At 72.1% G+C, this 23,420-nt stretch carries 25 protein-coding genes; 15 read left to right on the top strand and 10 right to left on the bottom strand.

Annotated features, from left to right (window positions below):
* Window positions 1-40: 40 nt before the first annotated feature.
* From C9F13_RS14710 to C9F13_RS14675, 8 genes are read right to left on the bottom strand one after another with little or no spacing between them, the layout of a single operon-like run.
* A complete protein-coding gene (locus tag C9F13_RS14710) occupies window positions 41-820 on the bottom strand; it encodes a DUF1365 domain-containing protein (RefSeq protein WP_108447027.1) in 780 nt (259 codons plus the stop codon).
* Window positions 817-2,178, bottom strand: a complete 1,362-nt coding sequence (locus C9F13_RS14705) for an NAD(P)/FAD-dependent oxidoreductase (RefSeq protein WP_108447026.1) — start codon at window positions 2,176-2,178, stop codon at window positions 817-819. The genes C9F13_RS14710 and C9F13_RS14705 overlap by 4 nt, the downstream gene beginning before the upstream one ends.
* Complete coding sequence (locus tag C9F13_RS14700; protein WP_108447025.1) at window positions 2,175-2,969, bottom strand: SDR family NAD(P)-dependent oxidoreductase; 795 nt, start codon at window positions 2,967-2,969, stop codon at window positions 2,175-2,177. Before C9F13_RS14700 ends, C9F13_RS14705 begins: the two co-directional genes overlap by 4 nt.
* A gap of 25 nt (window positions 2,970-2,994) precedes the next feature.
* Entirely contained in the window at window positions 2,995-3,429 is a 435-nt protein-coding gene (locus tag C9F13_RS14695; RefSeq protein ID WP_108447024.1) for a nuclear transport factor 2 family protein, read from the bottom strand.
* Window positions 3,430-3,460: 31 nt separating this feature from the next.
* Window positions 3,461-4,879, bottom strand: a complete 1,419-nt coding sequence (phrB, locus tag C9F13_RS14690) for a deoxyribodipyrimidine photo-lyase (RefSeq protein WP_108447023.1) — start codon at window positions 4,877-4,879, stop codon at window positions 3,461-3,463.
* Between the two features lie 13 nt (window positions 4,880-4,892).
* On the bottom strand, window positions 4,893-5,807 hold the full coding sequence (locus tag C9F13_RS14685; RefSeq protein WP_108447022.1) for a MerR family transcriptional regulator: 915 nt from the start codon (window positions 5,805-5,807) through the stop codon (window positions 4,893-4,895).
* Entirely contained in the window at window positions 5,804-6,184 is a 381-nt protein-coding gene (locus C9F13_RS14680; protein WP_108447021.1) for a sirohydrochlorin chelatase, read from the bottom strand. The genes C9F13_RS14685 and C9F13_RS14680 overlap by 4 nt, the downstream gene beginning before the upstream one ends.
* 25 nt (window positions 6,185-6,209) lie before the next feature.
* Window positions 6,210-7,268 carry an NAD(P)/FAD-dependent oxidoreductase gene (locus tag C9F13_RS14675; RefSeq protein ID WP_108447020.1) on the bottom strand — a complete coding sequence of 353 codons (1,059 nt, stop codon included), beginning with the start codon at window positions 7,266-7,268 and terminating at the stop codon, window positions 6,210-6,212.
* Window positions 7,269-7,386: 118 nt separating this feature from the next.
* Between C9F13_RS14675 and C9F13_RS14670 the strand changes: the two genes are divergently transcribed.
* On the top strand, window positions 7,387-8,292 hold the full coding sequence (locus C9F13_RS14670) for a TIGR01777 family oxidoreductase (RefSeq protein WP_108447019.1): 906 nt from the start codon (window positions 7,387-7,389) through the stop codon (window positions 8,290-8,292).
* Between the two features lie 100 nt (window positions 8,293-8,392).
* Here C9F13_RS14670 and rapA read toward each other — a convergent pair whose 3' ends face one another.
* Both rapA and C9F13_RS14660 read right to left on the bottom strand, forming a co-directional pair.
* A complete protein-coding gene (rapA, locus tag C9F13_RS14665) occupies window positions 8,393-11,341 on the bottom strand; it encodes an RNA polymerase-associated protein RapA (protein WP_108447018.1) in 2,949 nt (982 codons plus the stop codon).
* Window positions 11,342-11,484: 143 nt separating this feature from the next.
* Window positions 11,485-12,285, bottom strand: a complete 801-nt coding sequence (locus C9F13_RS14660; RefSeq protein ID WP_108447017.1) for a TlpA disulfide reductase family protein — start codon at window positions 12,283-12,285, stop codon at window positions 11,485-11,487.
* A 115-nt stretch (window positions 12,286-12,400) separates the two neighbouring features.
* On the opposite strand from C9F13_RS14660, the gene C9F13_RS14655 reads away from it, so the two are divergent.
* The 14 genes from C9F13_RS14655 (at window position 12,401) to phnP (ending at window position 23,416) form a co-directional block, all read left to right on the top strand.
* Window positions 12,401-12,628, top strand: coding sequence for a hypothetical protein (locus C9F13_RS14655; protein ID WP_108447016.1), 228 nt, complete (start codon window positions 12,401-12,403; stop codon window positions 12,626-12,628).
* A 292-nt stretch (window positions 12,629-12,920) separates the two neighbouring features.
* Window positions 12,921-13,745 carry a phosphonate ABC transporter ATP-binding protein gene (phnC, locus tag C9F13_RS14650; RefSeq protein WP_108447015.1) on the top strand — a complete coding sequence of 275 codons (825 nt, stop codon included), beginning with the start codon at window positions 12,921-12,923 and terminating at the stop codon, window positions 13,743-13,745.
* A 35-nt stretch (window positions 13,746-13,780) separates the two neighbouring features.
* Window positions 13,781-14,800, top strand: a complete 1,020-nt coding sequence (phnD, locus tag C9F13_RS14645) for a phosphonate ABC transporter substrate-binding protein (protein WP_108447014.1) — start codon at window positions 13,781-13,783, stop codon at window positions 14,798-14,800.
* Window positions 14,801-14,853: 53 nt separating this feature from the next.
* A complete protein-coding gene (phnE, locus tag C9F13_RS14640) occupies window positions 14,854-15,645 on the top strand; it encodes a phosphonate ABC transporter, permease protein PhnE (RefSeq protein WP_108447013.1) in 792 nt (263 codons plus the stop codon).
* Window positions 15,646-15,668: 23 nt separating this feature from the next.
* The gene (gene phnF, locus C9F13_RS14635) at window positions 15,669-16,424 is read left to right on the top strand and encodes a phosphonate metabolism transcriptional regulator PhnF (protein ID WP_108447012.1); all 756 of its coding nucleotides are present in this window, start codon (window positions 15,669-15,671) and stop codon (window positions 16,422-16,424) included.
* Entirely contained in the window at window positions 16,421-16,876 is a 456-nt protein-coding gene (gene phnG, locus C9F13_RS14630; RefSeq protein ID WP_108447011.1) for a phosphonate C-P lyase system protein PhnG, read from the top strand. Before phnF ends, phnG begins: the two co-directional genes overlap by 4 nt.
* Entirely contained in the window at window positions 16,873-17,505 is a 633-nt protein-coding gene (gene phnH / locus C9F13_RS14625) for a phosphonate C-P lyase system protein PhnH (protein ID WP_245888796.1), read from the top strand. The genes phnG and phnH overlap by 4 nt, the downstream gene beginning before the upstream one ends.
* Window positions 17,490-18,608: a carbon-phosphorus lyase complex subunit gene (locus C9F13_RS14620; protein WP_108447009.1), complete on the top strand. Its 1,119-nt coding sequence runs from the start codon at window positions 17,490-17,492 to the stop codon at window positions 18,606-18,608. The genes phnH and C9F13_RS14620 overlap by 16 nt, the downstream gene beginning before the upstream one ends.
* A complete protein-coding gene (locus C9F13_RS14615) occupies window positions 18,605-19,438 on the top strand; it encodes an alpha-D-ribose 1-methylphosphonate 5-phosphate C-P-lyase PhnJ (RefSeq protein ID WP_108447008.1) in 834 nt (277 codons plus the stop codon). The genes C9F13_RS14620 and C9F13_RS14615 overlap by 4 nt, the downstream gene beginning before the upstream one ends.
* Window positions 19,435-20,223: a phosphonate C-P lyase system protein PhnK gene (gene phnK, locus C9F13_RS14610; protein WP_108447007.1), complete on the top strand. Its 789-nt coding sequence runs from the start codon at window positions 19,435-19,437 to the stop codon at window positions 20,221-20,223. Before C9F13_RS14615 ends, phnK begins: the two co-directional genes overlap by 4 nt.
* A 10-nt stretch (window positions 20,224-20,233) precedes the next feature.
* The gene (phnL, locus tag C9F13_RS14605; protein ID WP_245888795.1) at window positions 20,234-20,980 is read left to right on the top strand and encodes a phosphonate C-P lyase system protein PhnL; all 747 of its coding nucleotides are present in this window, start codon (window positions 20,234-20,236) and stop codon (window positions 20,978-20,980) included.
* Complete coding sequence (locus tag C9F13_RS14600; protein ID WP_108447006.1) at window positions 20,980-22,128, top strand: alpha-D-ribose 1-methylphosphonate 5-triphosphate diphosphatase; 1,149 nt, start codon at window positions 20,980-20,982, stop codon at window positions 22,126-22,128. Before phnL ends, C9F13_RS14600 begins: the two co-directional genes overlap by 1 nt.
* Window positions 22,128-22,670 (top strand): ribose 1,5-bisphosphokinase, encoded by a 543-nt coding sequence (gene phnN / locus C9F13_RS14595; RefSeq protein ID WP_108447005.1) that lies wholly within the window; start codon window positions 22,128-22,130, stop codon window positions 22,668-22,670. Before C9F13_RS14600 ends, phnN begins: the two co-directional genes overlap by 1 nt.
* Window positions 22,667-23,416: a phosphonate metabolism protein PhnP gene (phnP, locus tag C9F13_RS14590; RefSeq protein WP_108447004.1), complete on the top strand. Its 750-nt coding sequence runs from the start codon at window positions 22,667-22,669 to the stop codon at window positions 23,414-23,416. The genes phnN and phnP overlap by 4 nt, the downstream gene beginning before the upstream one ends.
* Window positions 23,417-23,420 lie beyond the last annotated feature (4 nt).

Genomic DNA, 23,420 nt, shown 5'->3' with positions numbered 1-23,420 from the left:
TCGGGGGCCAGGGGGCGGGCGGTGGCGGAGCGAAGCGTGTTCACGACGAGCTCTCCTCACGGGACGGATGGTCTTGTCCGGGGTGGTCATGGACCGGCAGGCGCTTGAGCCACAGGCGCAGCGCCTCGACGTGGATGCCGGCGAGCGTCTTCAGGCCCATCCAGGGCTGGCGCGCCAGGGTGGCGAGCAGCACGCCGCGGGTCGCCGGACGCCCCTCGAGGGTCAGGGTGGCGTCGAAGTGGCGCTGGCCCGCCTTCCAGTTCTCCATGTGCATCGACAGCGACTCGCCGGGGGTGTCGAAGCGCCAGCGATAGGTCATGTCCATGGGATTGAAGGGCGAGACGTGCATCGCCTTGTCGAACTCGGCGGTGTGGCCGTGGCGCCGGGGCTCCACGGCGCAGGCGTAGTGAGTGCGCTCGCCCCAGGGGGTGTTGCTCACCTCGCCGAGCAGGGCGCGCAGTTCGCCCCGGGCATCGAAGGCGTAGTAGAGCGAGATCGGATTGAAGCCTAGCCCCAGGGTGCGCAGCTGGGTCAGCACGCAGATGCGCCCGTCCGGGGCGCTGCCGAGCTGGCGCTCGAGCTCCTCGCGCACGGCCTGCTTGAGGGGGCGGTCGTGGGGGCCGAGGTAGTCCCGGCGGCGAAAGCGCGCCAGGGCCGGTCGCCGCGCGCTGAAGGCGGGCACGCCGTCGAAGAGCTCGGGCAGCTCGTCGAGGTCCAGCCAGGCCATCCACACGCGGTATTCGAAGGCGTGTGGACGCGGCAGGAAGCGGCGGTGGCGCAGGCTGCCCCGGTAGATGCGCGAGCGCGGCGTTCGCTTCATGCCGGGCTCTCCTCGATGGCCGGCTCCCGGACGGCGGGGCGCTCGGCACCCGGCCCCCGCTCGTCGCAGCCCAGGTCCCGGGCGACCCGCAGGGCGCTCCAGACGCCGTCCTCATGGAAGCCGTTGCGCCAGTAGGCGCCGCAGTAGTGGGTGCGCCGCGAGGGCCCCGAGATCTCTTCGTGGCGGGCCTGGGCCGCCTGGCCGGCCAGGGTGAACTGCGGGTGGGCGTAGGTGAAGCGGCCCAGCACCCGGGCGGGGTCGATGGCGGCGCTGTCGTTCAGGGTCACGCAGAAGGTGTGCGGGGCCGTGATGCGCTGCAGGATGTTCATGTCGTAGGTCACCGAGACCCGGGCGTCGTCGCCGCGGCCGTCGAGCCGGTAGTTCCAGCTCGCCCAGGCGCGCGGCCGACGCGGCAGCAGGCGGGTGTCGGTGTGCAGTACCACCTCGTTGTCTCGGTAGGGGAGGGCGCCGAGGATCTCGCGCTCGGCGTCGCTCGGGTCGTCGAGCATCGCCAGCGCCTGGTCGGCGTGGCAGGCCAGCACCACCTGGTCGAAGGCCTCCACGCCGGCGTCGCTTCTCACCTCGACCCGATCGGCGTGTCGGCGAAGGCCGCGCACCGGGGTCGCGAGCCGGATGCGCTCGGCGTAGGGCGCGGTCAGGGCCGGGATGTAGACGCGCGAGCCGCCCACCAGGGTGTACCACTGGGGCCGGTCGTTGACCGACAGCAGGCCGTGGTGGCGGAAGAAGCGCACGAAGAACAGCAGCGGGAAGTCTCGCAGGTCGCGGATGCTCGCCGACCAGATGGCCGCGCCCATGGGCAGCAGGTAGCGCTGCTGGAAGTCGGCATCGTAGCCGCCGGCGTCGAGCCAGGCGCCCAGCGTCATGGTCGGGTCGAGCCGGCCCTCCTCCAGTGCCCGAGTCGCCTCGCGGTTGAAGCGCAGGATGTTGCGCAGCAGCCGGTGGAAGCGCGGGCGCAGCAGGTTGCTGCGCTGGGCGAAGAGGCTCGCCAGGGTGTGGCCGTTGTACTCGAAGTCGCGGTCCGTCTCGTGCACCGAGAAGCTCATCTCGGTGGGCTGGGCGGCGACCCCGAGGCGTTCCAGCAGGCGCTGGAAGTGCGGGTAGGTCCAGTCGTTGAAGACGATGAAGCCGGTGTCGATGGCGTAGTCGCGGCCGTCGAGGGAGACGTCGATGGTCGCGGTGTGACCGCCGAGACGCTCCTCGGCCTCGAAGAGCGTCACCTCGTGGCGGCCCGACAGGTACCAGGCGGCGGCCATGCCGCCGATGCCGCTGCCGATCACGGCGATGCGTTGGGCGGCACCGTGCTGGGCCTCATGAGGGGATCGGATCGGGGCGTTCATCGGTGGGCCTCCACGGGCGATTCCTGGCGGGTCATGCGCAGGCCCAGGCGGTGGCGCAGGGTGGGGGGCAGGATGCCCATCAGCCGGACCAGCAGCGTGAAGCGGCGCGGGAAGTGGATGTCCAGCCGGCGGCGCTCCAGGCCCGTGAGGATCGCCTCGGCGGCCGCGTCGGGGGAGATGCGCATGGGCATGTCGAAGTCGTTGCGGTCGGTGAGCGGCGTCTTCACGAAGCCGGGATGGATCAGGCTGACCCCGATGCCCTCGCCGGCCAGGTCCAGGCGCAGCGATTCCAGGAAGTGGCTGAGCGCCGCCTTGGAGGCGCCGTAGGCCTCGGCCCGGGGCAGCGGCAGGTAGGCCGCGGCGCTGGAGGTGGCGGCCAGCAGCGGATGGCCGCCCGCCGCGCGGGCCCGGCGCAGCAGCGGCAGGGCCGCATCGACGCAGTACACGGCGCCGAAGAAGTTGGGGGCGAAGACCCGCTCGACGAGCTCGACCTCGAAGTCGCGGGCGTCCAGGTACTCGCAGGTGCCGGCGTTGAGGATCGCGAGATCCAGGCCGCCGAACGCCTCGGCGAGCCGCTCGCCGGCCTGGGCGACGGCATCGCGGTCGGCCACGTCCAGGGGCAGCGCCAGGGCGTTGTCGTGGCCTTCACAGAGCTCGTCCAGGGCCTGCGCGCTGCGCGCGCTCAGCGCCACCCGGTGCCCCTGCTCGAGCAGCCGTTCGGCCAGGGCGCGGCCGATGCCCGAGGTGGCGCCGGTCAGCCAGATGCGCTTTGTGTCGCTCGCGTTGGTCATGCGCTCTCCCCGTCGTGGCGGGCCGTCACCGGCCCAGTTGTCGCTTCACCCGGCGTATCACCCCGCCCAGCAGGGGCAGGCGCTCGTAGAGCAGGGCGCCGGCATCGAAGTAGTCGCGATGGCGGGCCACCCGGCCGTCCGTGGCGAAGTTCAGGTGCGAGCAGCCCTCGACCTCGATGCCGCGCCCTCCGTCGAGCCTCGGGTGCTCCAGGTGCAGGGTCCAGGTGACGAAGGCCTTGTCCTCCTGCTGCCACCGCTCGTGGAAGTTGAATCGGCACGATGTCACGTTGTCGTACAGGTTCTGGAAGTACCCCTCGAGCGCCTCTATGCCCTCGATGTGGTGCAGCGGGTCGGTGAAGCTCACCTCCGCAGTGTATACCTCGCTGAGTCGATTTGTACAGGTCTTGTCAAGCTTATTGAAGAAGGCGCAGAAGGCCTCCAGGTCCGGTGTCCGCTGCATCCAGGGGCCTCCCGTCGTGGATCGGGTCGCGTCAGTCCGTCTTGAGGGCCTTGAAGGCGTCCAGGGCCCGCGCCCGGGCGGCCCGGTGCTCGACGATGGGCGCCGGGTAGTCGACGCCGCCGAGCAGGTCGCCTTCGGGCGCGTGGCGGGCCTTCCTGGGCAGCTCGGCCAGCGCCGGCAACCACTCCGCGAGGAAGGTGCCGTCGGGATCGAAGCGCGTGGACTGAGTCGTGGGGTTGAAGATGCGGAAGTAGGGCGCGGCGTCGGTGCCGGTGGAGGCCGCCCACTGCCAGCCGCCGTTGTTGGCGCAGAACTCGCCGTCCACCAGGTGGCGCAGGAAGAAGGCCTCGCCGCGGCGCCAGTCGATCAGCAGGTGCTTGCTGAGGAACATGGCGGTGACCATGCGCAGCCGGTTGTGCATCCAGCCGGTGGTCACCAGCTGGCGCATGGCGGCGTCGACGATGGGGTAGCCGGTACGCCCCTCGCACCAGGCGGCGAAGCCTGCCTCGTCGTCGCGCCAGGCGAGCGCCTCGGTGTGCGTCTGGAAGGCACGGTGGCGGCAGACCCGGGGAAAGCCGACGGCCACATGGCGATAGAACTCCCGCCAGATCAGCTCGCTGACCCAGGCCGTGAGCCCGGCGTCGCCCTCGGCCAGGGCGCCATCGTTCTCGGCCAGCACCGCCTGCAGGCACTGGCGGTGGGAGATCATGCCCAGCGCCAGGTAGGGCGACAGCTCGCTGGTGCCGCGGATCGCCGGGAAGTCGCGCTGGCGCTGGTAGTGGCGACCGCGAAAGCGCAGGAAGCGCTCCAGGCGATCGGCGGCGGGGCCCTCGCCGGCGGGCCAGATCCGCCCGTCGATCGGGGTGTCGTCGAGGTCGGGCAGCGGGGGCAGCGGATCGGAGGCGATCGGCAGCGCCGCCTGGGGGGCGGGGGTGTCGCGCAGGGCGAGGCGCTCCGGCGTCAGCTGGCGATGCCAGGCCTTGGCGAAGGGGGTGAAGACGCCGTAGTAGTCGCCCTTGCCGGTGAGCAGCTCCCCCGGGGCAAAGGCCACGGCGTCGTGGTGGCCGGTGGCCGCGAGGCCCGCCTCCTCGAAGGCGTCGATCACCGTGCGGTCGCGGCGCTGCTCGTCCAGCGGGTACTCGTGGTTGAAGTGCAGGGCGTGGGCCCCGTTCTCGCGGGCGATCGCGAGCAGGGTGGCCGGGGCCTCGCTGAAGTCGTCGATATCGCGGTGCAGCAGCGGGATGCCGAGGCCCGCCAGGTCGTCGCCCAGGGCGGCCACGCCGCGGCCCCAGAAGTCGAGCTTGTTGGCGCCGTGGCCGTGGCGCTGCCAGTGGGGCAGGCAGCGCAGGAAGACGGCGACCACCGGGCCCTGGCGGGCCGCCGCGGCCAGGGCGGTGTTGTCCTGAAGGCGCAGGTCGCTGCGAAACCAGACGATCGCGGGAGTGGACATGGACGGCTCCGGGTCAGCGGGCGGGGAGTCGGGCCTGGAGGCCCTGCATGGCCTCGTCGAGGTCGTCGCCGAGCAGCTCCACCTCGGTCTCCTCCAGGTCGGCCTCGCGGATGCGGGCCATGGGGCCGCAGGCCATCAGCGGGACCTCGAGCTGCTCGGCCAGGCGCGGCAGCTGGCGGCGCACCAGTTCGGCCTTCTCGGCCTTGCCGCTGGCCAGCAGCAGGCCGGCGGCCTGGAAGCGCTCCACCGCCAGCGGCACCTCGGCGAAGGGCAGCGGGGCATCGAAGAGCCGGATGCGGTAGCCGCGGTCGCTGGCGGCCAGGGCCGCGAGCAGCACCCAGAGCGGCGAGGGGTCGTCCGGCAGCGGGGCGACGATCAGTGTCGGGCCGCTGCTGAGCCGGTTGGCGTGCAGCAGCCGGGTGCCGATGCGGGTGCGTAGGAAGGCCTCCAGGGTGCGGCGCTGCAGGGTGTCGCCCAGCTGGTCGCCCCAGCCCTCCTCGAGCTGGCGCACCACCGGCTGCCACAGCTCGGCCAGGCAGACCGGCACCGGGTAGAGGGCCAGCGACTGGTTGAAGAGCGCTTCGAGGCGGTCGAGGTCGAGCGCCTGGAGGGCGCCGATCAGCTGGCGCCGCTGGCCGGGCCAGTCGCCGGCCGCCGGCGTCGGGGTCTCGACCGTCTCCGGCTGGTCGAGCAGCTCGCGCACCTGGCTGACCGGGACGCCGCGGTTGAGCCACTGCAGGATGCGCTCGACGCGCTCGATGTCCTCGCGGGCATAGAGGCGGTGACCCTTGGGGGTCCGCTGGGGCTGGATCAGCCCGTAGCGGCGCTCCCAGGCGCGCAGGGTCACGGAGTTCACGCCGGTCAGCCGGGAGACTTCACGAATCGGGTAGAGCGGGGTGTCGGCCGGGCGCCGTGCCTCGTCGTTCATGAGCGTGCCGACTCCCCTGCCTGCTCGGCGACCACCGCCGCCAGCGCCTCGACGAAGGCCGGATGCTCGCCGACCGGCGACAGCAGAGTAAGCTCGAGGCCCGGGTGGGCGGCGGTCAGCGCCTCGACCTGACCGGGCACGTCGCGGCGCAGGTGGCGACCGGCGGCGAAGAACAGCGGCAGGACCTCGGCGCGCTCGACGCCGGCCGCGGCCAGCTCGGCCACCGTGGACTCGAGCGAGGGCTCGCTGAGCTCCATGTAGGCCAGGCGCAGCGGGGTCGACAGCCGCTCGGTCAGCGCCTTGGCGAAGTGTTCGAAGGGGGCTCGCCAGTTCGGGTCGCTGGAGCCGTGGGCGAGCAGGATCAGGGCATAGGACATGGATGTCTCCAGTCGCGAAAGGGAGTCAGGAAGCGTCGGCCGCCAGGGCCTCGCCGAGATGATGACCGGAGAGCCAGGCGTCCTCGACCCGCGGCCCGCGCCAGCCGTCGCCGCACAGCGAAAGCCCCTCGGGCGTTCGGCGGTGGTCGAGGTTGACTGCCTCGCCGCCGGCGAAGACGTCGGGCTGGGCGTAGCGCCAGCGGTGGGCGCCCAGCGCGGTCGGCTCGGGAAGCGTCACGCCGTCCGGCAGCCGCGCGCGGAAGGCGTCGAGCAGCGCCCGGGCGACGTCCCCGGCGTCGCGCTCCAGATGCGCCTCGCTCCACTCGAGCCGCGCCAGGAGGCTCAGGCTCTCGCCCTGGCCGTGGCGTCCGGGCTTGTGGTCGTTGCGGCTGACGAAGCGCAGCGGCGGCTCGGCCGGGGCGCGGTTCGGCTCGGGCGCCAGGCGCACCGCTTGCCAGTCGTCGTCGACCCCCGGCAGGGCCGGCAGCGGCGACTCGAAGCGCGCCCAGGCGGCCCAGCAGGGGCGCTGGATGATCGCCTCGCAGGCGGCCGCGAGGCTCGGCGCGTGGGGTTCCAGCAGCGCCTGGGCCTGGGGCGAGGGCAGGGCGAGCACTACCCGGGCGAAGGGGCCGTGGCGCACGTCGTGCTGGTCGATCAGCCACCACGCCTCGCCCTTGGGCTCGAGGCGCTCGATGCGGGTGCCGGTCGCCACCTCGAGGCCCGTGGCCAGGTGGCGGGTGACCGCGCTCATGCGGGGCGTGCCGATCAGGCGCTCGACGTCGTCGCGGTGGCGCCGCCAGCCGGAAGTGCCGGCTTCCCAGAGGGAGTCGGGCCAGGGGGCGACCACGCCCGCCTTGCGCCAGGCCGCGACCGCGCGGCGGAAGGCCGGGTCGCGCACGCTGAAGAACTGCGCGCCGAGGTCGACCGTGGCCTTCTCGAGGCGGCGGCTGGACATGCGACCGCCGGGGCCGCGGGCCTTGTCGAAGATGCGCACCGGCAAGCCGTGCGCCTCGAGGGCCTGTCCACAGGCGAGGCCGGCGATGCCGGCACCGATGATGGCGGTGGTAGCGGGGGCGTGGGACATGGGCCTCTCGTGCAGTCAACGGCGTTCATCGCTAGACTAGCAGAAGTGTACAACGGCTGTATAACTCATGATGACCGGCCGTCACGGCTGGCCACAGTTGGCTTGGGAGGGATTCCGGATGCGAGTGCTGATCACGGGCGGCAGCGGGTTCGTCGGGCAGCGGCTCTGCCGGCGGTTGAAGGAGGCGGGCCACCAGCTGCTGGTGGTCTCGCGATCGCCCGACGAGGTGCGCGACCGCCTGCCCGAGGGCAGCGACATCCGGCGCTCGGTGCTGGACTTCGTCGACACCCCGCCGGACGCCATCGTCAACCTGGCCGGCGAGCCGATCGCCGCCAAGCGCTGGAGCGAGGCGCAGAAGGAGCGGCTGATCGACTCGCGGGTCAACGTCACCGGCGACCTGGTGATGCTCTGCGAGCAGCTCAAGGCGAGCCAGGGGCGCATGCCGAAGGTGATGGTCTCGGCCTCGGCCATGGGCTACTACGGCGATCAGGGCGACCGCGAGGTCACCGAGGAGACGCCGCCCCACGACGAGTTCGCCCATAGGCTCTGCAAGCGCTGGGAGGAGGTCGCCGGCGGGGCGAAGGACTACGGCGTGCGGGTCGCCCTGCTGCGCATCGGCCTGGTGCTCGATGTCGGCGGCGGGAGCCTTGCGAAGATGCTGCCGCCCTTCAAGCTGGGCCTGGGCGGGCGCTTCGGCGACGGCACGCAGTTCATGCCCTGGATCCATCGCGAGGACCTGGTGCGCGCCATCCTCTTCCTGCTCGAGCGCGACGACCTGGAGGGCCCCTTCAACGGCAGTGCGCCCCACCCGGTCACCAACGCCGAGTTCTCCCGCACCCTGGCCAAGCAGCTGGGGCGCCCGGCGCTGATGCCGGTGCCGGCCATCGCCCTGGAGGTCGCCTTCGGCGAGATGTCGCGACTGCTGCTGACCGGCGCCGACATGCGCCCGGCGCGGCTGCTGGAGGCTGGCTTCGAGTTCCGCTTCCCGACCCTGGAGAAGGCCCTGGCCGATATCCTCGGCTGAAGGCTCTATACCCAGTCTTGGCCGAGGGCTCCACGCCCAACGCACAGGGGCCCCGCCGGCGCTGCCGGCGGGGCCCCTGTGCGTCGTAGGGCGCTTTCGATCAGCGCGCGTCGTCGCCCACCGTGACGATCACTCGCACCGCGTCCAGGCGCAGTCGGGTGGCCTCGATGGCGGCGTCCAGCTCGGCGCGCTCGCGGCGCAGGGCCTCGAGCTCGTCCTCGCGCACCGCGGGATTGAGCCGCGAGAGCGCCTCGAGGCGGGCGAGCTCGGCGTCCAGCTCGGCGCGCATGCGCCCCTGGGCCGCCTCGACGATGCTCGGCAGCTCCCGCTGGGCCTCGGCCTCGGCGCCGTCGAGCAGCTCGCGCAGCTGGTCGTGGCGGCTCTTGATCAGGTCCCGGGCGACCGCCTTCTTGACCTTCTGCACCGCCTTGGAGAGGCCGGTGAAGGAGATCTTGGCGGTCAGGTTGGCCCCCGACTCGTCGAGCAGCACGCGCACCGCGGTGGGCGGCAGGAAGCGGTTGAGGTGCAGCCGCTTGGGCGCCGGGCAGTGGGTGCGGAAGACCAGCTCGACCATCAGCCGGCCGGCGGGGATGGCCGGGTGCTTGAGCAGCGCCAGGGCGGTGTTGCCCATGGCGCCGCCGAGGATCCGCCCCATCATCTCGCGCAGCAGCGGATGCTCCCAGGAGAGGCGCTGGACGTCGTCCCGGGCCAGGGCGCGCTCCCGGGAGAAGGTGGCCGAGAAGCCCTCCTCGCCCTTCACCAGACCCGGCAGGCCGTCGAGCATCTGCGGGCTGGGCTGCAGGTGCTGGATGCCGCCGCCGATGTCCTGGCTGTCGACGCCGAAGATGTCCAGCGCCTGGTCCAGGTAGCGGGCCAGGGCCTTGTCGGCGTCGAGCTCGCGGATCGCCTCGGCGACCGCCTCGGCGCGGTCGTGGCGGCAGGCGTTGAGCTCGAGCAGGCGGTTGCGGCCGGCGTCGCGCTCCGCGAGCTTGGCCTCGAAGAGGGCGCGGGTCTCCGCGATCACCTCGTCGAGGTCTTCATCGTCGAGCAGGCTGTCGGCCAGGGTGTCGCCGAAGGCGGCGTGGATCTCGCTGCCGAGGCCGTGGGGGGCGCTGAAGGCGTCCAGTCCCTCGTGGTACCAGCGCAGCAGCTTCTCGCCGGGGCTGCCGGTGAACACCGGCGCGTGGATCTCGATGGCGTGACGCTGGCCGATGCGGTCGAGGCGGCCGATGCGCTGCTCCAGCTGGTCCGGGTGCAGAGGCAGGTCGAACATCACCAGGTGACGGCAGAACTGGAAGTTGCGCCCCTCGGAGCCGATCTCCGAGCAGACCAGCACCTGGCAGCCCTCCTCCTCGTCGGCGAAGGCCGCCGCGGCGCGGTCGCGCTCGACCAGCGAGAGTCCCTCGTGGAATACCGGCGCCTGGTAGCCGCCGAGCACGCGAAGGCCTTCGGCGAGGCCCTGGGCGGTCTCGCGATCGTGGGCGATGACCAGCACCTTGTCGCCGGCGAAGCCCGCCTCGCCGTCGTCGGCGAGGCGCTCCAACAGCCAGCTCACGCGCGGGTCGAACTGCCACCAGGGCTCGGTGTTGAGCGGGTCGTCGGTCATCGCCCGGTACATGGCGTCGGGGTAGATCAGCACCTCGGGGTGATCCAGGCCGGTCTCGATCAGCAGCTCGTCGAGGTAGTCCTCGTCTCGGGCCAGGCGGCGCAGCACCCGCCGGTAGGCGGAGGGCGCCTCGAGCTCGGCGATATGCAGGCGCCGCTCCGGGAAGCCGCCCACGTGGCGGCGGCCGTTGCGGAACATCACCCGGCCGGTGCCGTGGCGGTCGAGCAGCTGGTCGCGCAGCTGCGCCCGGGCCGCGGCGCGCTGGTCGTCGCCGCGCTCCGGGTCGGCCAGGGTGTCGAGCAGCGCCAGGCTGTCGGGTTCCTGGATCACCGCGGCGACCCGCTCGCGGTCGGCCGCCTCGCCGGGCAGCCGCTCGAGGGCGTCGATCGCCTCGGCGACCTCCACGTAGTGGGCCTCCTCCTCGCGGAAGGCCTCGAGGCTGTGGTAGCGGTCCGGGTCGAGCAGGCGCAGGCGGGCGAAGTGGCTCTCGAGGCCCATCTGTTCCGGGGTGGCGGTGAGCAGCAGCATGCCGGGCACCTGGCCGGCCAGCTGCTCCACGCAGGCGTAGCCGGGGCCGCTCTGCTCGGGGCTCCAGTCGAGGTGGTGGGCCTCGTCGACGATCAGCAGGTCCCAGTCGCAGGCCTGGGCCTGCTGCTGGCGATGGGCGTTGGCGAACAGCCAGTCCTGGCTCGCCAGCACCAGCTGGCCGGCCTCGAAGGGGTTGGCGCTGCCGTGGGCGAGGCTTTGCTGCTCGTCGAGCAGGGTGACCTCGAGAGCGAAGCGGCGCAGCAGCTCCACGAGCCACTGGTGGGTCAGGCTCGCCGGCACCAGGATCAGCGCCCGCTCGGCGCGGCCGGTGAGCAGCAGCCGGTGCAGGATCAGCCCGGCCTCGATGGTCTTGCCGAGCCCCACCTCGTCGGCCAGCAGCACGCGCGGGGCGTGGCGGCGCGACACCTCGTCGGCGATGTAGAGCTGGTGGGGAATCAGGTCGATGCGCGGGCCGGCCAGGCCCAGCGCCGGGTTCTGCTCGACCCGGTGATGGTGGTGCAGGGTGCGAAAGCGCAGGTCGAACCAGTCGTTGCGGTCGACCTGGCCGGTCAGCAGGCGGTCGCGGGCCTGGTCGAACTGCATGGTGTCGGCGAGGCGCGCCTCGGGCAGCTCGCACAGCTCGCCGGCGTCGTCCTCGCCGATGTAGACGATCAGGCCGCCGACCTCCTTGCTGTCGTCGACGGTCATCTGCCAGCCCTCGGTGGACTGGATGCGGTCGCCGCTGCCGAAGGCCACGCGGGTCAGGGGGGCATTGCGGCTGCTGTAGGTGCGGGTTTCCTGGCTGGCGCCGAAGAGCACGGTGACGCTTCTGGCGTCGACGTTGAGAATGGTGCCCAGGCCGAGTTCGGCCTCGCCGTCGCTGATCCAGCGCTGGCCGGGAGAGAAGTCGCTCATGATGCCTCGGGGGATGCTTGGGATCGGTTCGTTGCCGCTGGCCACACCCGGCCCGGCGGCGACAGGGCGCGGTATCTTACAGCAAAGCCCGACGCGGCTTAAGCGTCCAGGCACCGATCACTGGGCGATCGCCCCGCGGCGGTTCAGCGCTCGTCCAGCCAGGCCGAGAGCTGGGCGCGGGTCAGCTCGCCGACGTGCTGCTCGCGGGCGCGCCCCTCGGCGTCGAAGAGCAGGGTGGTGGGCAGCCCCGGCGACTCGGCGAGCACCATCAGTTGCTGGCGCGGGTCGAGCAGCGCATGGCGGAAGTCCAGGCCCTGCTCGTCGAGGTAGCGCACCGCCTCAAGCAGTGTCTCGCCCTGGTTGACGATCACCACGCTCACGTCCTCCCGGGCATCGGCCTCGGCCAGGATCGGCATCTCGCGCCGGCAGGGCGGGCACCAGGTGGCCCAGAGGTTGACGATCACCGTCTCGCCCTCGAGGGCGGCGAGGTTCACGGGCTCCCCCTCGAGGTTCTCCAGCGTGAGGTCCGGCAGCTCGCGCAGGGCCATGCCGCCGCCCAGCGGTGCCAGGGTCACCAGCGCGAGCCATAAAAGCGAGACCCCGAGCGCCAGGCCCATGCCGCCGAGCATCGCCCCCAGCCGGTCGCGGAGCGTCCAGCCCGTCCAGGCCAGCGCCGCGAGTAGCCCCCAGAGGCCGTGGTAGCCGGGCTGCCAGAGCTTGAGGGCGTCCAGCGGCGCCTCCAGGTAGGGGCCGGCGTTCAGCGCCACGTGGCCGAGGCGGGCGCCGATCAGCCAGGCCACCAGCAGGCCGTTGAACCAGCGGGCGTGGCGGCGGCGCGGCAGGCCGAGGAGCAGGGCGCTGGCGCCGAGCAGCACCAGGGCGGCGAGGAAGGCATAGAGGCGCGGCAGGGCGATCAGCAGCGGCCCCAGGGCGATGGCATCCATGTCGTGGTAGTGGCTCCGAGAGGTCGGCGGCGGGGGCCGCAGCGGTTACACTGGGCGCATTCGTTTCGCCAAGCCTACTGCCGGCGGGCAGGGCTGTCATCCAGCGGGAGCAAGCATGTCACGACCGGCCTTCGATACCCTGCGCGCCCTGGCCATCGCCAGCCAGGCCCTGGGCTTCATCCTGATCCTCACCCTCGAGACCGTGATGGGCGATGCGGCGCGGCCCTGGCAGGGCTGGACCCTGGCGGCGATGATCGTCTTCGCCCTGGGCATCGCCCTGGTGCGGCTCTACCGGCGCAACAAGGCGCGCAAGGCGCTGGCCCGTCAACGCGGCGAGGAGTAGCCGCCGCTCGCACCTCGCCTCTCTCTGCCCGCGAATCCCCCGGCCGTACGCGGCCTTTCTCCGCCCCCTATCCTTCCCGAGGCCGTTCGCCATTCCATGACGGCGCGGTGTCATCGGCGTGTCGGCCGGATGACATGCCTTGCTAACCCTCTGATTGTATAGGCCTTGATTCGCCGACACCGGCCCCGGTGCCGGCGCGGGCGGTCGAAATTGTCACCAGACTGCCATTGTCTAGACAAGTGGCCTTCATCTGCCGCCGCGACACTGATGCCATTCCAAGAGGAGAGGCGTCATGTCGATTCCCAGCATCATCGTCGAGCGACTGAGCAAGACCTTCGGGCAGCATGCGGTGCTGCGCGACATCGACTTCGAGATCCACCCCGGCGAGATGGTCGCCCTGATCGGGCCCTCCGGCTCCGGCAAGTCCACCCTGCTGCGTCACCTGATCGGCCTGACCCGGGGCGACCGCCACGGCGGCCGCGTCCGCCTGCAGGGGCGCGAGGTCCAGGCCGGCGGCCGGCTGGCGCGGGCCACCCGCCCCGAACGCTGCCGCACCGGCTACATCTTCCAGCAGTTCAACCTGGTGGGGCGGCTGAGCGTGCTCACCAACGTGCTGGTGGGACGCCTGGGCTCGATGCCCCGTGGCCGCGCCCTGCTCGGGCGCTTCACCGAGGAGGAGCGGGCCATGGCGCGCCGCGCCCTGGCTCGGGTCGGCATCGAGGCGCTGGCCGACCAGCGCGCCAACACCCTCTCCGGCGGCCAGATGCAGCGGGTGGCGATCGCCCGGGTACTGATGCAGGACGCCGACGTGATCCTCGCCGACGAGCCCATCGCCTCGCTGGACCCGCGCAGCGCCCAGGAGGTGATGCAGATCCTCGCGCGCATCAACGAGGAGGACGGCCGCACCGTGGTGATCACCCTGCACCAGGTCGAGGTCGCGCGGTGCTTCTGCCGGCGCGCCATCGCCCTCAAGGATGGCCGCCTCTACTTCGATGGCCCCATCGAGGCGCTCACCGACACCCGACTCACCGCCCTCTACGAGAACGCCGGGCTCGACGAGCTCAAGGCGCGCACCCCCTCTGTCGACCTCACGGCGCCCGTCGGCGCCCTGGGCTGACTTTCGCCAGGCTTCACCACCCGAGGAGAACTCCCATGTCATTCCCGTCCCTGCGCCGCCTGTCCCTGCCGCTGATCGCCGGCGCGACCCTGCTGGCCAGCCCCTTCGTCGCCGCCGAGGCGCCGCTGAAGTTCGGCATCATCTCCACCGAGTCGAGCCAGAACCAGACGCCGCTGTGGGATCCCTTTCTCGACGACCTCTCCGAGGCGCTGGATCGCGAGGTCGAGCCCTTCTTCGCCACCGACTACGCGGCGGTGATCCAGGCCATGCGCTTCGACCAGATCGACCTGGCCTGGTACGGCAACAAGTCCGCCATGGAGGCCGTGGACCGTGCCGGCGGCGAGATCTTCGCCCAGACCGTGGCCGCCAACGGCGCGCCGGGCTACTGGAGCCTGATGATCACTCACCGGGACAGCGACCTCGAGAGCGTCGACGACGTCCTGGCCAACGCCGACGAGCTGATCTTCGGCAACGGCGACCCGAACTCCACCTCCGGCTTCCTGGTGCCGGGCTACTACGTCTTCGCCCAGAACGGCGTCGATGCCGCCACGGCCTTCGAGCGCACCCTGAACTCCAGCCACGAGACCAACGCCCTCTCGGTGGCCAACGGCCAGGTCGACGTCGCCACCTTCAACACCGAGAGCATGGAGCGCCTGGAGCAGGTGCACCCGGACAAGGCCGAGCAGCTCAAGGTGATCTGGAAGTCGCCGCTGATCCCCTCCGACCCGCTGGTGTGGCGCGAGAACCTCCCCGAGGCACTCAAGGGCGAGCTGCGCGACTTCTTCTACGCCTACGGCGAGAGCGAGGGCGAGCAGGCGATCCTCGAGGCCCTGCAGTGGTCCGGCTTCGACCCCTCGACCAACGACCAGCTGCTGCCGATCCGCCAGCTCGAGCTGTTCAAGGAGCGCGCCCAGGTGGCCGCCGACGAGAGCCTCTCCGCCGAGGAGCGTGAGGCCGCCCTGGCCGAGTTCGACGCTCGCCTCGACGAGCTGAACGCGCGCCTCGAGGCGGCCGAGGCCGCCAAGGCCGACGCCACCCACGCCCAGGCCAGCTGAGCCGATCCACCGGAACCGGGGAGGGCGGTGCCCTCCCCCTGGAGCAACGCGTCATGCATCACACCTCCACCCTGAGCGACGCCGCGGCCGGCAAGCGTGGCTGGACCACCCTGCTGGGCTGGGCCATCACCCTGGGAGTGCTCTCCTGGGCCTGGCAGGGCGCCGAGATGCAGCCCTCGCTGCTGGTCACCAACGCCGACAACATGGGCGAGCTGGTCGGCGACTTCTTCCCGCTGCAGTTCGGCAACCTCGGCCACTACGTCGACCAGATGATGGTGACCATCCAGATCGCCATCTGGGGCACCCTGCTGGCCGTGCTGGTGGCCATCCCGGCCAGCCTGCTGTCGTCGGAGAACCTCACCCCCTGGTGGGTCCACCAGCCCGTGCGCCGGCTGATGGACGCCTGCCGCGCCATCAACGAGCTGGTCTTCGCCATGCTCTTCGTGGTGGCGGTCGGCCTCGGCCCCTTCGCCGGCACCCTGGCGCTGTTCGTCCACACCACCGGCGTGCTCGCCAAGCTCTTCTCCGAGGCCGTCGAGGCCAGCGAGGCCGGCCCCATGGAGGGCATCCGCGTCACCGGGGCGGGGCGCATCGAGGAGATCGTCTTCGGGCTGATCCCCCAGGTGCTGCCGCTATGGATCTCGGTGAGCCTCTACCGCTTCGAGTCCAACATCCGCTCGGCCACCGTGCTCGGCATGGTCGGCGGTGGCGGCATCGGCGTGGCGCTGTGGGAGACCATGCGCGGTTTCCAGTACGCCGAGACGGCCACCATCATGCTGGTGATCATCGTCGCCGTGACGCTGCTCGACATGGCCTCCCAGTTCGTACGCAAGCGCTTCATCTGAAGCGCTTTTTTCCAGGAGCCGACATGTCTAGACAAGTCGTCCGCGAGCCCCGCTACCGCACCCTGGCCGAGACCCTGGCCCGGGAGGTGCGTGCCGACTATGCCCCCGGCGAGCTGCTGCCCGGCGAGGCGCAGCTGGCCCGGCGCTTCGCCGTCAATCGCCACACCGTGCGCCGGGCCCTGGACGAGCTGGTCGCCGCCGGCATGGTCACCCGCCACCAGGGGCGCGGCACCCAGGTGGTCGACCGCCGCCTGGACTACGCCCTCACCGCCGGCAGCAAGGTCACCCACAACCTCGCCGAGCAGGGCCTGGCCAGCGAGACCCGCTGCCTCGCCCAGGGCCTGCGCGAGGCGCCCGAGGCGATCGCCCGGCGCTTCGCGCGGGCCCCCGGCGAGCCCCTGCTCTGCGTGGAGACGCTGCGCCACGTCGACGACGCCCCGCTGCTGCGGATTCGCCACTGGTTCGATCCGGACCGGGTGCCGGGCTTCAGCGAGCGCTACCGCGGCGGCTCCACTCGGGCGCTGCTCGCCCAGCACTACGGCCTGCACCTGAGCCGTCGTCGGGTGCGCATCGAGGCGCTCGCCGCCGACCCCGACGACAGCCGGCTGCTGCAGTGCGCCCATCGCGCGCCGTTGCTGGCGCTGACCAGCGACAACGTCGATGCCCAGGGCGCCCTGGTGGAGGTCTCGGAGGGCCGCGCCCGGGCCGACCGCCTGGCCTACCACATCGACTTCGACGCTCCCCCTTCTTCGATGACCCCCGACGAGGTTTTTTCATGAAGCAGACGCCCTCCCGACGGACCCCGGCCGAGCGCCAGCGCGTCCTCGCGTTGACGCCCCGCGAGCGCCTCGAGGCGCGCTGGGCCGAACTGGCCCTCGCCGCCGACTACCGCTGCGTGCGCGGCCCCGAGACAGGTATGGCGATGGTGCGCGGCCGCATGGGCGGCACCGGCAACGCCTTCAATCTCGGCGAGATGACCCTGAGCCGCGCCAGCGTGGCGCTGGACGACGACGAGGCGATGGGCCACGGCTGGGTGGCCGGCCGCGACCACCGCCACGCCGAGCTGATCGCCCTGGTCGACGCCTGCGCCCAGCGCCCCGATTGGGCCGCGCGCATCGACGTCGAGCTGATCGACCCGCTGGCCGCGTCGCTGGCCGAGGGCCGCGAGGCGGCCTCGCGCACGGCGGCGGCGACCCGCGTGGACTTCTTCACCCTGGTAAGAGGCGAATGACGATGCGCTGGAAGGCCTTCCCCGATCCCGTCCACGACGGCCAACGCCAGTTCCGCCGGGTGCTCGCCGCCATGGCCGAGCCCGGCACCCTGCAGGTCGCCGAGGCGCCCGCGGTGCCCGATGACGCCGCCATCGGCGCCGCCCTCTGGGGCACCCTGCTGGCGCTGTGCGACCTCGAGACCCGGCTGTGGATCGCCCCGGGCCTCGAGGCCGGCGGGCTCATCGATGCGCTCGGCTTCCATACCGGCTGTCGGGTCACCGCGGCCCCCGAGGAGGCCGACTTCGCCCTGGTCACCCCGGCGAGCCTGAGCGCACCTGCCCCGGCCTTCGCCGAGGGCAGCGACGCCTACCCCGATCGCAGCACCACCCTGCTGGTGGTGCTCGACGCCCTCGCCGAGGAGGGCCCCTGGCGGCTCGCCGGGCCCGGCATCCCCGGCACCCGCACCCTGGAGGTCGGCGCGGCGGCGCCGCTGATGCGGCGCCTGGCCGCCAACCGGGCCCGCTTCCCCCGAGGCCTGGACGCCATTCTCACCTGCGGCGAGCGCCTGGCGGCGATTCCCCGCAGCACCCGACTCGAGGCCCAGGCCCTCGGTCAGCCACAGGAGGACAGCGCATGTATGTCGCAGTGAAGGGCGGCGAGCAGGCCATCGCCAACGCCCACCGCTGGCTGGCGGATCGCCGCCGCGGCGAGCGCGACCGGCCCGAGCTCTCGGTCGACCAGATCGCCGGCCAGCTCAACCTGGCCGTGGACCGGGTGATGGCCGAGGCCTCGCTCTACGATCCCGAGCTCGCCGCCCTGGCCCTCAAGCAGGCCAGCGGCGACCTGGTGGAGGCGGTGTTCCTGCTGCGCGCCTACCGCACCACCCTGCCGCGCCTGGCCGAGACCGTGCCCGTCGACACCGATGCCATGCGCGTCGAGCGGCGCATCAGCGCCACCTACAAGGACATCCCCGGCGGCCAGGTGCTCGGGCCGACCTATGACTACACCCATCGGCTGCTCGACTTCATGCAGCTGGCCGAGGGCGAGACCCCCGAGCCCGCCCGGGCCGAGCAGGCCCTGGAGGCCTGCCCGCAGATCCTCGAGCTGCTCGACGACGAGGGGCTGGTCGAGCGCGAGGTGGACGACGGCGCCGCGCCCTACGACATCACCCGCGACCCGCCCGACTTCCCGGTGGATCGCGCCACCCGCCTGCAGATGCTGGCCCGGGGCGACGAGGGCTATCTGCTGGCGCTGGGCTACTCCACCCAGCGCGGCTACGGCCGCAACCACCCCTTCGCCGGCGAGATCCGCATCGGCGCCGTGGAGGTGGAGATCGTGGTCGAGGAGCGCGAGGCGCCGGTCTGCCTCGGCGAGATCACCCTCAGCGAGTGCCAGATGATCAACCAGTTCGGCGGCTCCCGGGAGGCCGCGCCCCAGTTCACCCGCGGCTACGGCCTGGCCTTCGGGCGCAACGAGCGCAAGGGCATGGCCATGGCGCTGGTCGACCGGGCGCTGCGCGCCGAGGAGCTCGGCGAGCCGGTCCAGGGCCCGGCCCAGCAGGCCGAGTTCGTGCTGGCGCATGCCGACAGCGTCGAGGCCTCGGGCTTCGTCTCCCATCTCAAGCTGCCCCACTACGTCGACTTCCAGTCCGAGCTGGAGCTGCTGCGCCGGCTGCGCCGCGACCACGTCGCGCGCCACGAGAGTGCACCCAGCGCCCCCGCCGAGACGCCCGCAGAGGAGCCCCAGGCATGAACGGCTACAACTTCGCCTACCTCGACGAGCAGACCAAGCGCATGATCCGTCGCGGCCTGCTCAAGGCGGTGGCGATCCCCGGCTACCAGGTCCCCTTCGGCGGCCGCGAGATGCCCATGCCCTACGGCTGGGGCACTGGTGGCATGCAGCTCACCGCCAGCATCCTTGGCGAGGAGGACGTGCTCAAGGTGATCGACCAGGGCGCCGACGACACCACCAACGCGGTGAGCATCCGCGCCTTCTTCGAGCGGGTGGCCGGGGTGGAGACCACCACCGCCACCGCCGACGCCAACGTCATCCAGACCCGCCACCGCATCCCCGAGACGCCGCTCGCCGCCGGGCAGATCCTGGTCTTTCAGGTGCCGATCCCCGAGCCGCTGCGCTTCATCGAGCCCAGCGAGGAGGAGACGCGGATGATGCACGCCCTGGAGGAGTACGGGGTCATGCACGTCAAGCTCTACGAGGACATCGCCCGCCACGGTCATATCGCCACCACCTACGCCTACCCGGTGAAGGTCGACGGCCGCTACGTGACCGATCCCTCGCCGATCCCCAAGTTCGACAACCCCAAGCTGCACATGAGTGAGGCGCTGATGCTGTTCGGCGCTGGCCGCGAGAAGCGCCTCTACGCCATCCCGCCGCACACCCGGGTGGAGAGCCTGGATTTCGAGGACCACCCCTTCGAGATCCAGGAGTGGGACGCCCCCTGCGCGCTGTGCGGCGCCCGGGACAGCTTCCTCGACGAGGTGATCACCGACGACCGCGGCGGGCGCATGTTCGTCTGCTCGGATACCGACTACTGCCAGAACCGTCAGGAGGAGGTGGCATGAAGTGCCCCCAGCTCGATCGTCCCACCCTGCTCGAGGCGCGCGACCTCACCCGCCTCTATGGCCCCGGCAAGGGCTGTGAGGGCATCGACTTCGCGCTGCGCAGCGGCGAGGTGCTGGGCATCGTCGGCGAGTCCGGCTCCGGCAAGTCGACCCTGCTGCGCACCCTTTGCGGCATGGAGGCCCCCGACGCCGGCCGGGTCGTCTACCACGCGCATGAGGGCGAGCTCGACCTCTACGCCATCGGCGAGGCGCGCCGCCGGGCGCTGCTGCGCATGGAGTGGGGCCTGGTCCACCAGAATCCCCGCGACGGCCTGCGCCTGGGCGTCTCCGCCGGCGCCAACATCGGCGAGCGGCTGATGGCCCTGGGCGAGCGCCACTACGGTCAGCTGCGCGCCGCCGGCCAGGACTGGATGGGCCGCGTCGAGCTCGATCCGGGCCGCATCGACGACGCCCCCCAGCACTTCTCCGGCGGCATGCAGCAGCGCCTGCAGATCGCCCGCACCCTGGTCACCCGGCCGCGGCTGGTGTTCATGGACGAGCCCACCGGCGGGCTGGACGTCTCGGTGCAGGCGCGGCTGCTCGACATGCTGCGCACCCTGGTGCGCGAGCTCGGCCTCTCGGTGGTGCTGGTCACCCACGACCTGGCCGTCGCCCGGCTGCTCGCCGACCGGCTGATGGTGATGCGCCGCGGCCGGGTGGTGGAAGCCGGCCTGACCGACCAGATCCTCGACGACCCGCAGCACGCCTACACGCAGCTGCTGGTGTCGTCGGTGTTGACGCCCTGAGGAGCCCGAGATGACCGTGATGACCCAACCCTTCCTGAGCGTCGAATCCCTCGACAAGACCTTCGTGCTGCACGGCCAGGACGGCCTGCGCCTGGAGGTGATGCGCGACCTCTCGCTGACCCTGTCGCCGGGCGAGTGCCTGGTGCTGGCCGGGCGCAGCGGCATCGGCAAGAGCACCCTGCTGAAGATGCTGCACGGCAGCTACCGGGTCTCCGGCGGCCGCCTGCGCCTGCACTTCGATGACGGCGAGCTGGCACTCGAGTCGCTGCCGGCCCACGCCTGGCACCCGCTGCGCCGCGACGTGATCGGCTACGTCAGCCAGTTCCTGCGCGTGGTGCCCCGGGTGCCCGCCGTGGAGGTGGTGATGGAGCCGCTGCTGGCCCGCGGCGCTGACGCCAGCGAGGCACGGGCGAAGGCCGAGACGCTGCTTGAGCGGCTCAACCTGCCCGAGCGGCTCTGGTCGCTGCCCCCGGGCACCTTCTCCGGCGGCGAGCAGCAGCGCGTCAACATCGCCCGGGGCTTCATCGGCGAGCACCCGCTGCTGCTGCTCGACGAGCCCACCGCCTCGCTCGACGCCGCGAACCGCGACGTGGTGGTGGCGATGATCCAGGAGGCCAAGGCCCGCGGCACCGCCATGCTCGGCATCTTCCACGACGACGACGTGCGAGAGCGGGTCGCCGACCGCCTGCTGCCGCTGGACCGCCACATGTCGGCGCGCACCCGGGCCGCCGAATCCGATCCTCAGGAGACGCCCTGATGAGTGCCAACGAACAGATCCTGACCAACGCCCGCCTGGTGCTCGACGACGAGGTGATCACCGGCAGCCTGGTGATGCGCGACGGCCTGATCGCCGGCCTCGACGCGGCGCCGAGCCGCGCGCCCGGTGCCATCGACTGCGACGGCGACTTCCTGCTGCCGGGGCTCGTCGAGCTGCACACCGACAACATGGAGAAGTACTTCCAGCCGCGCCCCAAGGTGGCCTGGCCGAGCCGCCAGGCGGCGCTCGCCCATGACGCCCAGATGGCCGCCAGCGGCATCACCACGGTGTTCGACGCGGTCTCGATCGGCGACGTCGACGAGCAGAGCATGCGCCACGGCGCCCTGCACGAGATGGTCGGGGCGCTCTCCGGCATCGTCGACGACGGCCTGGCTCGAGTCGATCACCGCCTGCACCTGCGCTGCGAGGTCTGCCACCCCGAGACCCTGACGCGCTTCGATGAGCTCGCCGACGCGCCGCTGCTGGGGCTGGTCTCGCTGATGGATCACGCCCCGGGCCAGCGCCAGTTCGTCAGCCTCGACGCCTACCGCACCTACTACCAGGGCAAGCACGGACTCGACGACCGGGCGCTGGAGGCCTTCATCGCCACCCAGCTTTCCAACAGCGAGCGCTACAGCGCCGAGCACCGCCGGCTGATCGCCGAGCGCTGCCGCACCCGCGGCCTGGCGCTGGCGAGCCACGACGACGCCACCATCGCCCACGTGGCGGAGAGCCGCGAGTACGGCACCCGGGTGGCGGAGTTCCCGACCACCCGCGAGGCCGCCGAGGCCTCCCACCGCCACGCCATGGCGGTGATGATGGGCGCGCCCAACGTGGTGAGAGGGGGGTCGCATTCCGGCAATATCGCCGCCGCCGAGCTGGTGCGCCTGGGCGTGCTCGACATCCTCTCCTCGGACTACTACCCGGCGGCGCTGCTCGACGCGGTGTTCCGGGTCGCCGAGATGGAGGGGGGCTACTCGCTGCCCCGCGCCGTGGCCACCGCGACGAGCACCCCCGCCGCCGCGGTGGGCCTCGAGGATCGCGGCCGGCTGGCCGAGGGGCTGCGCGCCGATCTTTTGCGCACGCGGTTGGTGGACGGCCACCCCCTGGTGCAGCGGGTGTGGAGCCGCGGCAGGCAGGTGCACTGATGGGCCGCCTGGTCTACCTGATGGGGGCCAGCGGCGTCGGCAAGGATTCGCTGCTCGACGCCGCCCGGGCCCGCCATCCCGACTGGCTGGTGGCCCACCGCTACGTGACCCGCGACAGCGGCGGCAGCGAGAACGGCGTGGCGCTGACCCCGGAGGAGTTCGCCTCGCGGCGGCGCCTGGGGCTCTTCTGCCTGACCTGGCAGGCCCACGGGCTCGACTACGGCCTCGGCCTCGAGCTCGAGGCCTGGCTGGCCCGGGGCCAGACGGTGCTGGTCAACGGCAGCCGCCGGGCCCTGCCCGCCGCCCGGGCGCGCTTCGGTGAGGCGCTATACCCGATGCTGGTCACCGCCCCCGAGGCGGTGATCGCCGAGCGGCTGCGCCGGCGCGGGCGCGAGGACGAGGCGCAGATCGCGGCCCGCCTGGCGCGCCACCGCGAGCTCGCCGCCGCGCTGCCCGAGGTGGCCCGGGTCGACAATGGCGGCGCCCTGACCGAGACCCTGGCGGCGCTGCGCGCGCGGCTGAGCGAGGAGTGCCGGGCATGAAGTTCCGCTTCGTCGGCACCGGCGACAGTGCCCAGGTGCCGCGCTTCGGCTGCGACTGCCCGGCCTGCGCCCGGGCCCGGGTGCTGACCAGCCACCGGCGCGGCGCCTGCTGCGCCGAGGTGCGCCTCGACGGCCGACGCATCCTGCTCGACGCCGGGCGCACCGACCTGGCCGACAGCTGCGAGGCCGAGCGGCCCGCGGCGATCCTGGTCACCCACTACCATGCCGACCACGTGCAGGGGCTCTTCCACCTGCGCTGGGGCACCGGCGAGCCGATTCCGGTCTACGGTCCCAAGGATGCCCACGGCTGCGCGGACCTCTACCGCAACCCCGGCGTGCTCGATTTCCGGCCCGGGCTCAAGCCGTTCCGGCCGCTCGCGCTCGAGGGCCTGACGGTCACCCCGGTGCCGCTCAACCACAGCAAGCCGACCCTGGGCTACTGCCTGGACGACGGCGACCGGCGGCTCGCCTACCTCACCGACACCCTGGGACTGCCCGCCGAGACCGAGCGCTTCCTGCGCGACTGGCGGCCTGACGTGGTGGTGCTCGACGCCACCCATCCCGCCGCCCACGCCGCTCCGCGCAACCACAACAACCTGCCCCTGGCGCTTCAGATCCTCGAACGGCTCGCGGTGCCCTGCGCCTACCTGACCCATATCGGCCACGACCTGGATGCCGAACGGCTGGAGGCGACCACGCCGCTGCCCCCCGGCGTCCACTTCGCCCACGACGGTCTGGCGCTCTAGGTCG

Origin of the sequence: Halomonas denitrificans, assembly GCF_003056305.1 — a bacterium.
GTDB classification, from domain to species: domain Bacteria; phylum Pseudomonadota; class Gammaproteobacteria; order Pseudomonadales; family Halomonadaceae; genus Halomonas; species Halomonas denitrificans.
This window is presented reverse-complemented; position numbering and strand designations above follow the sequence as displayed.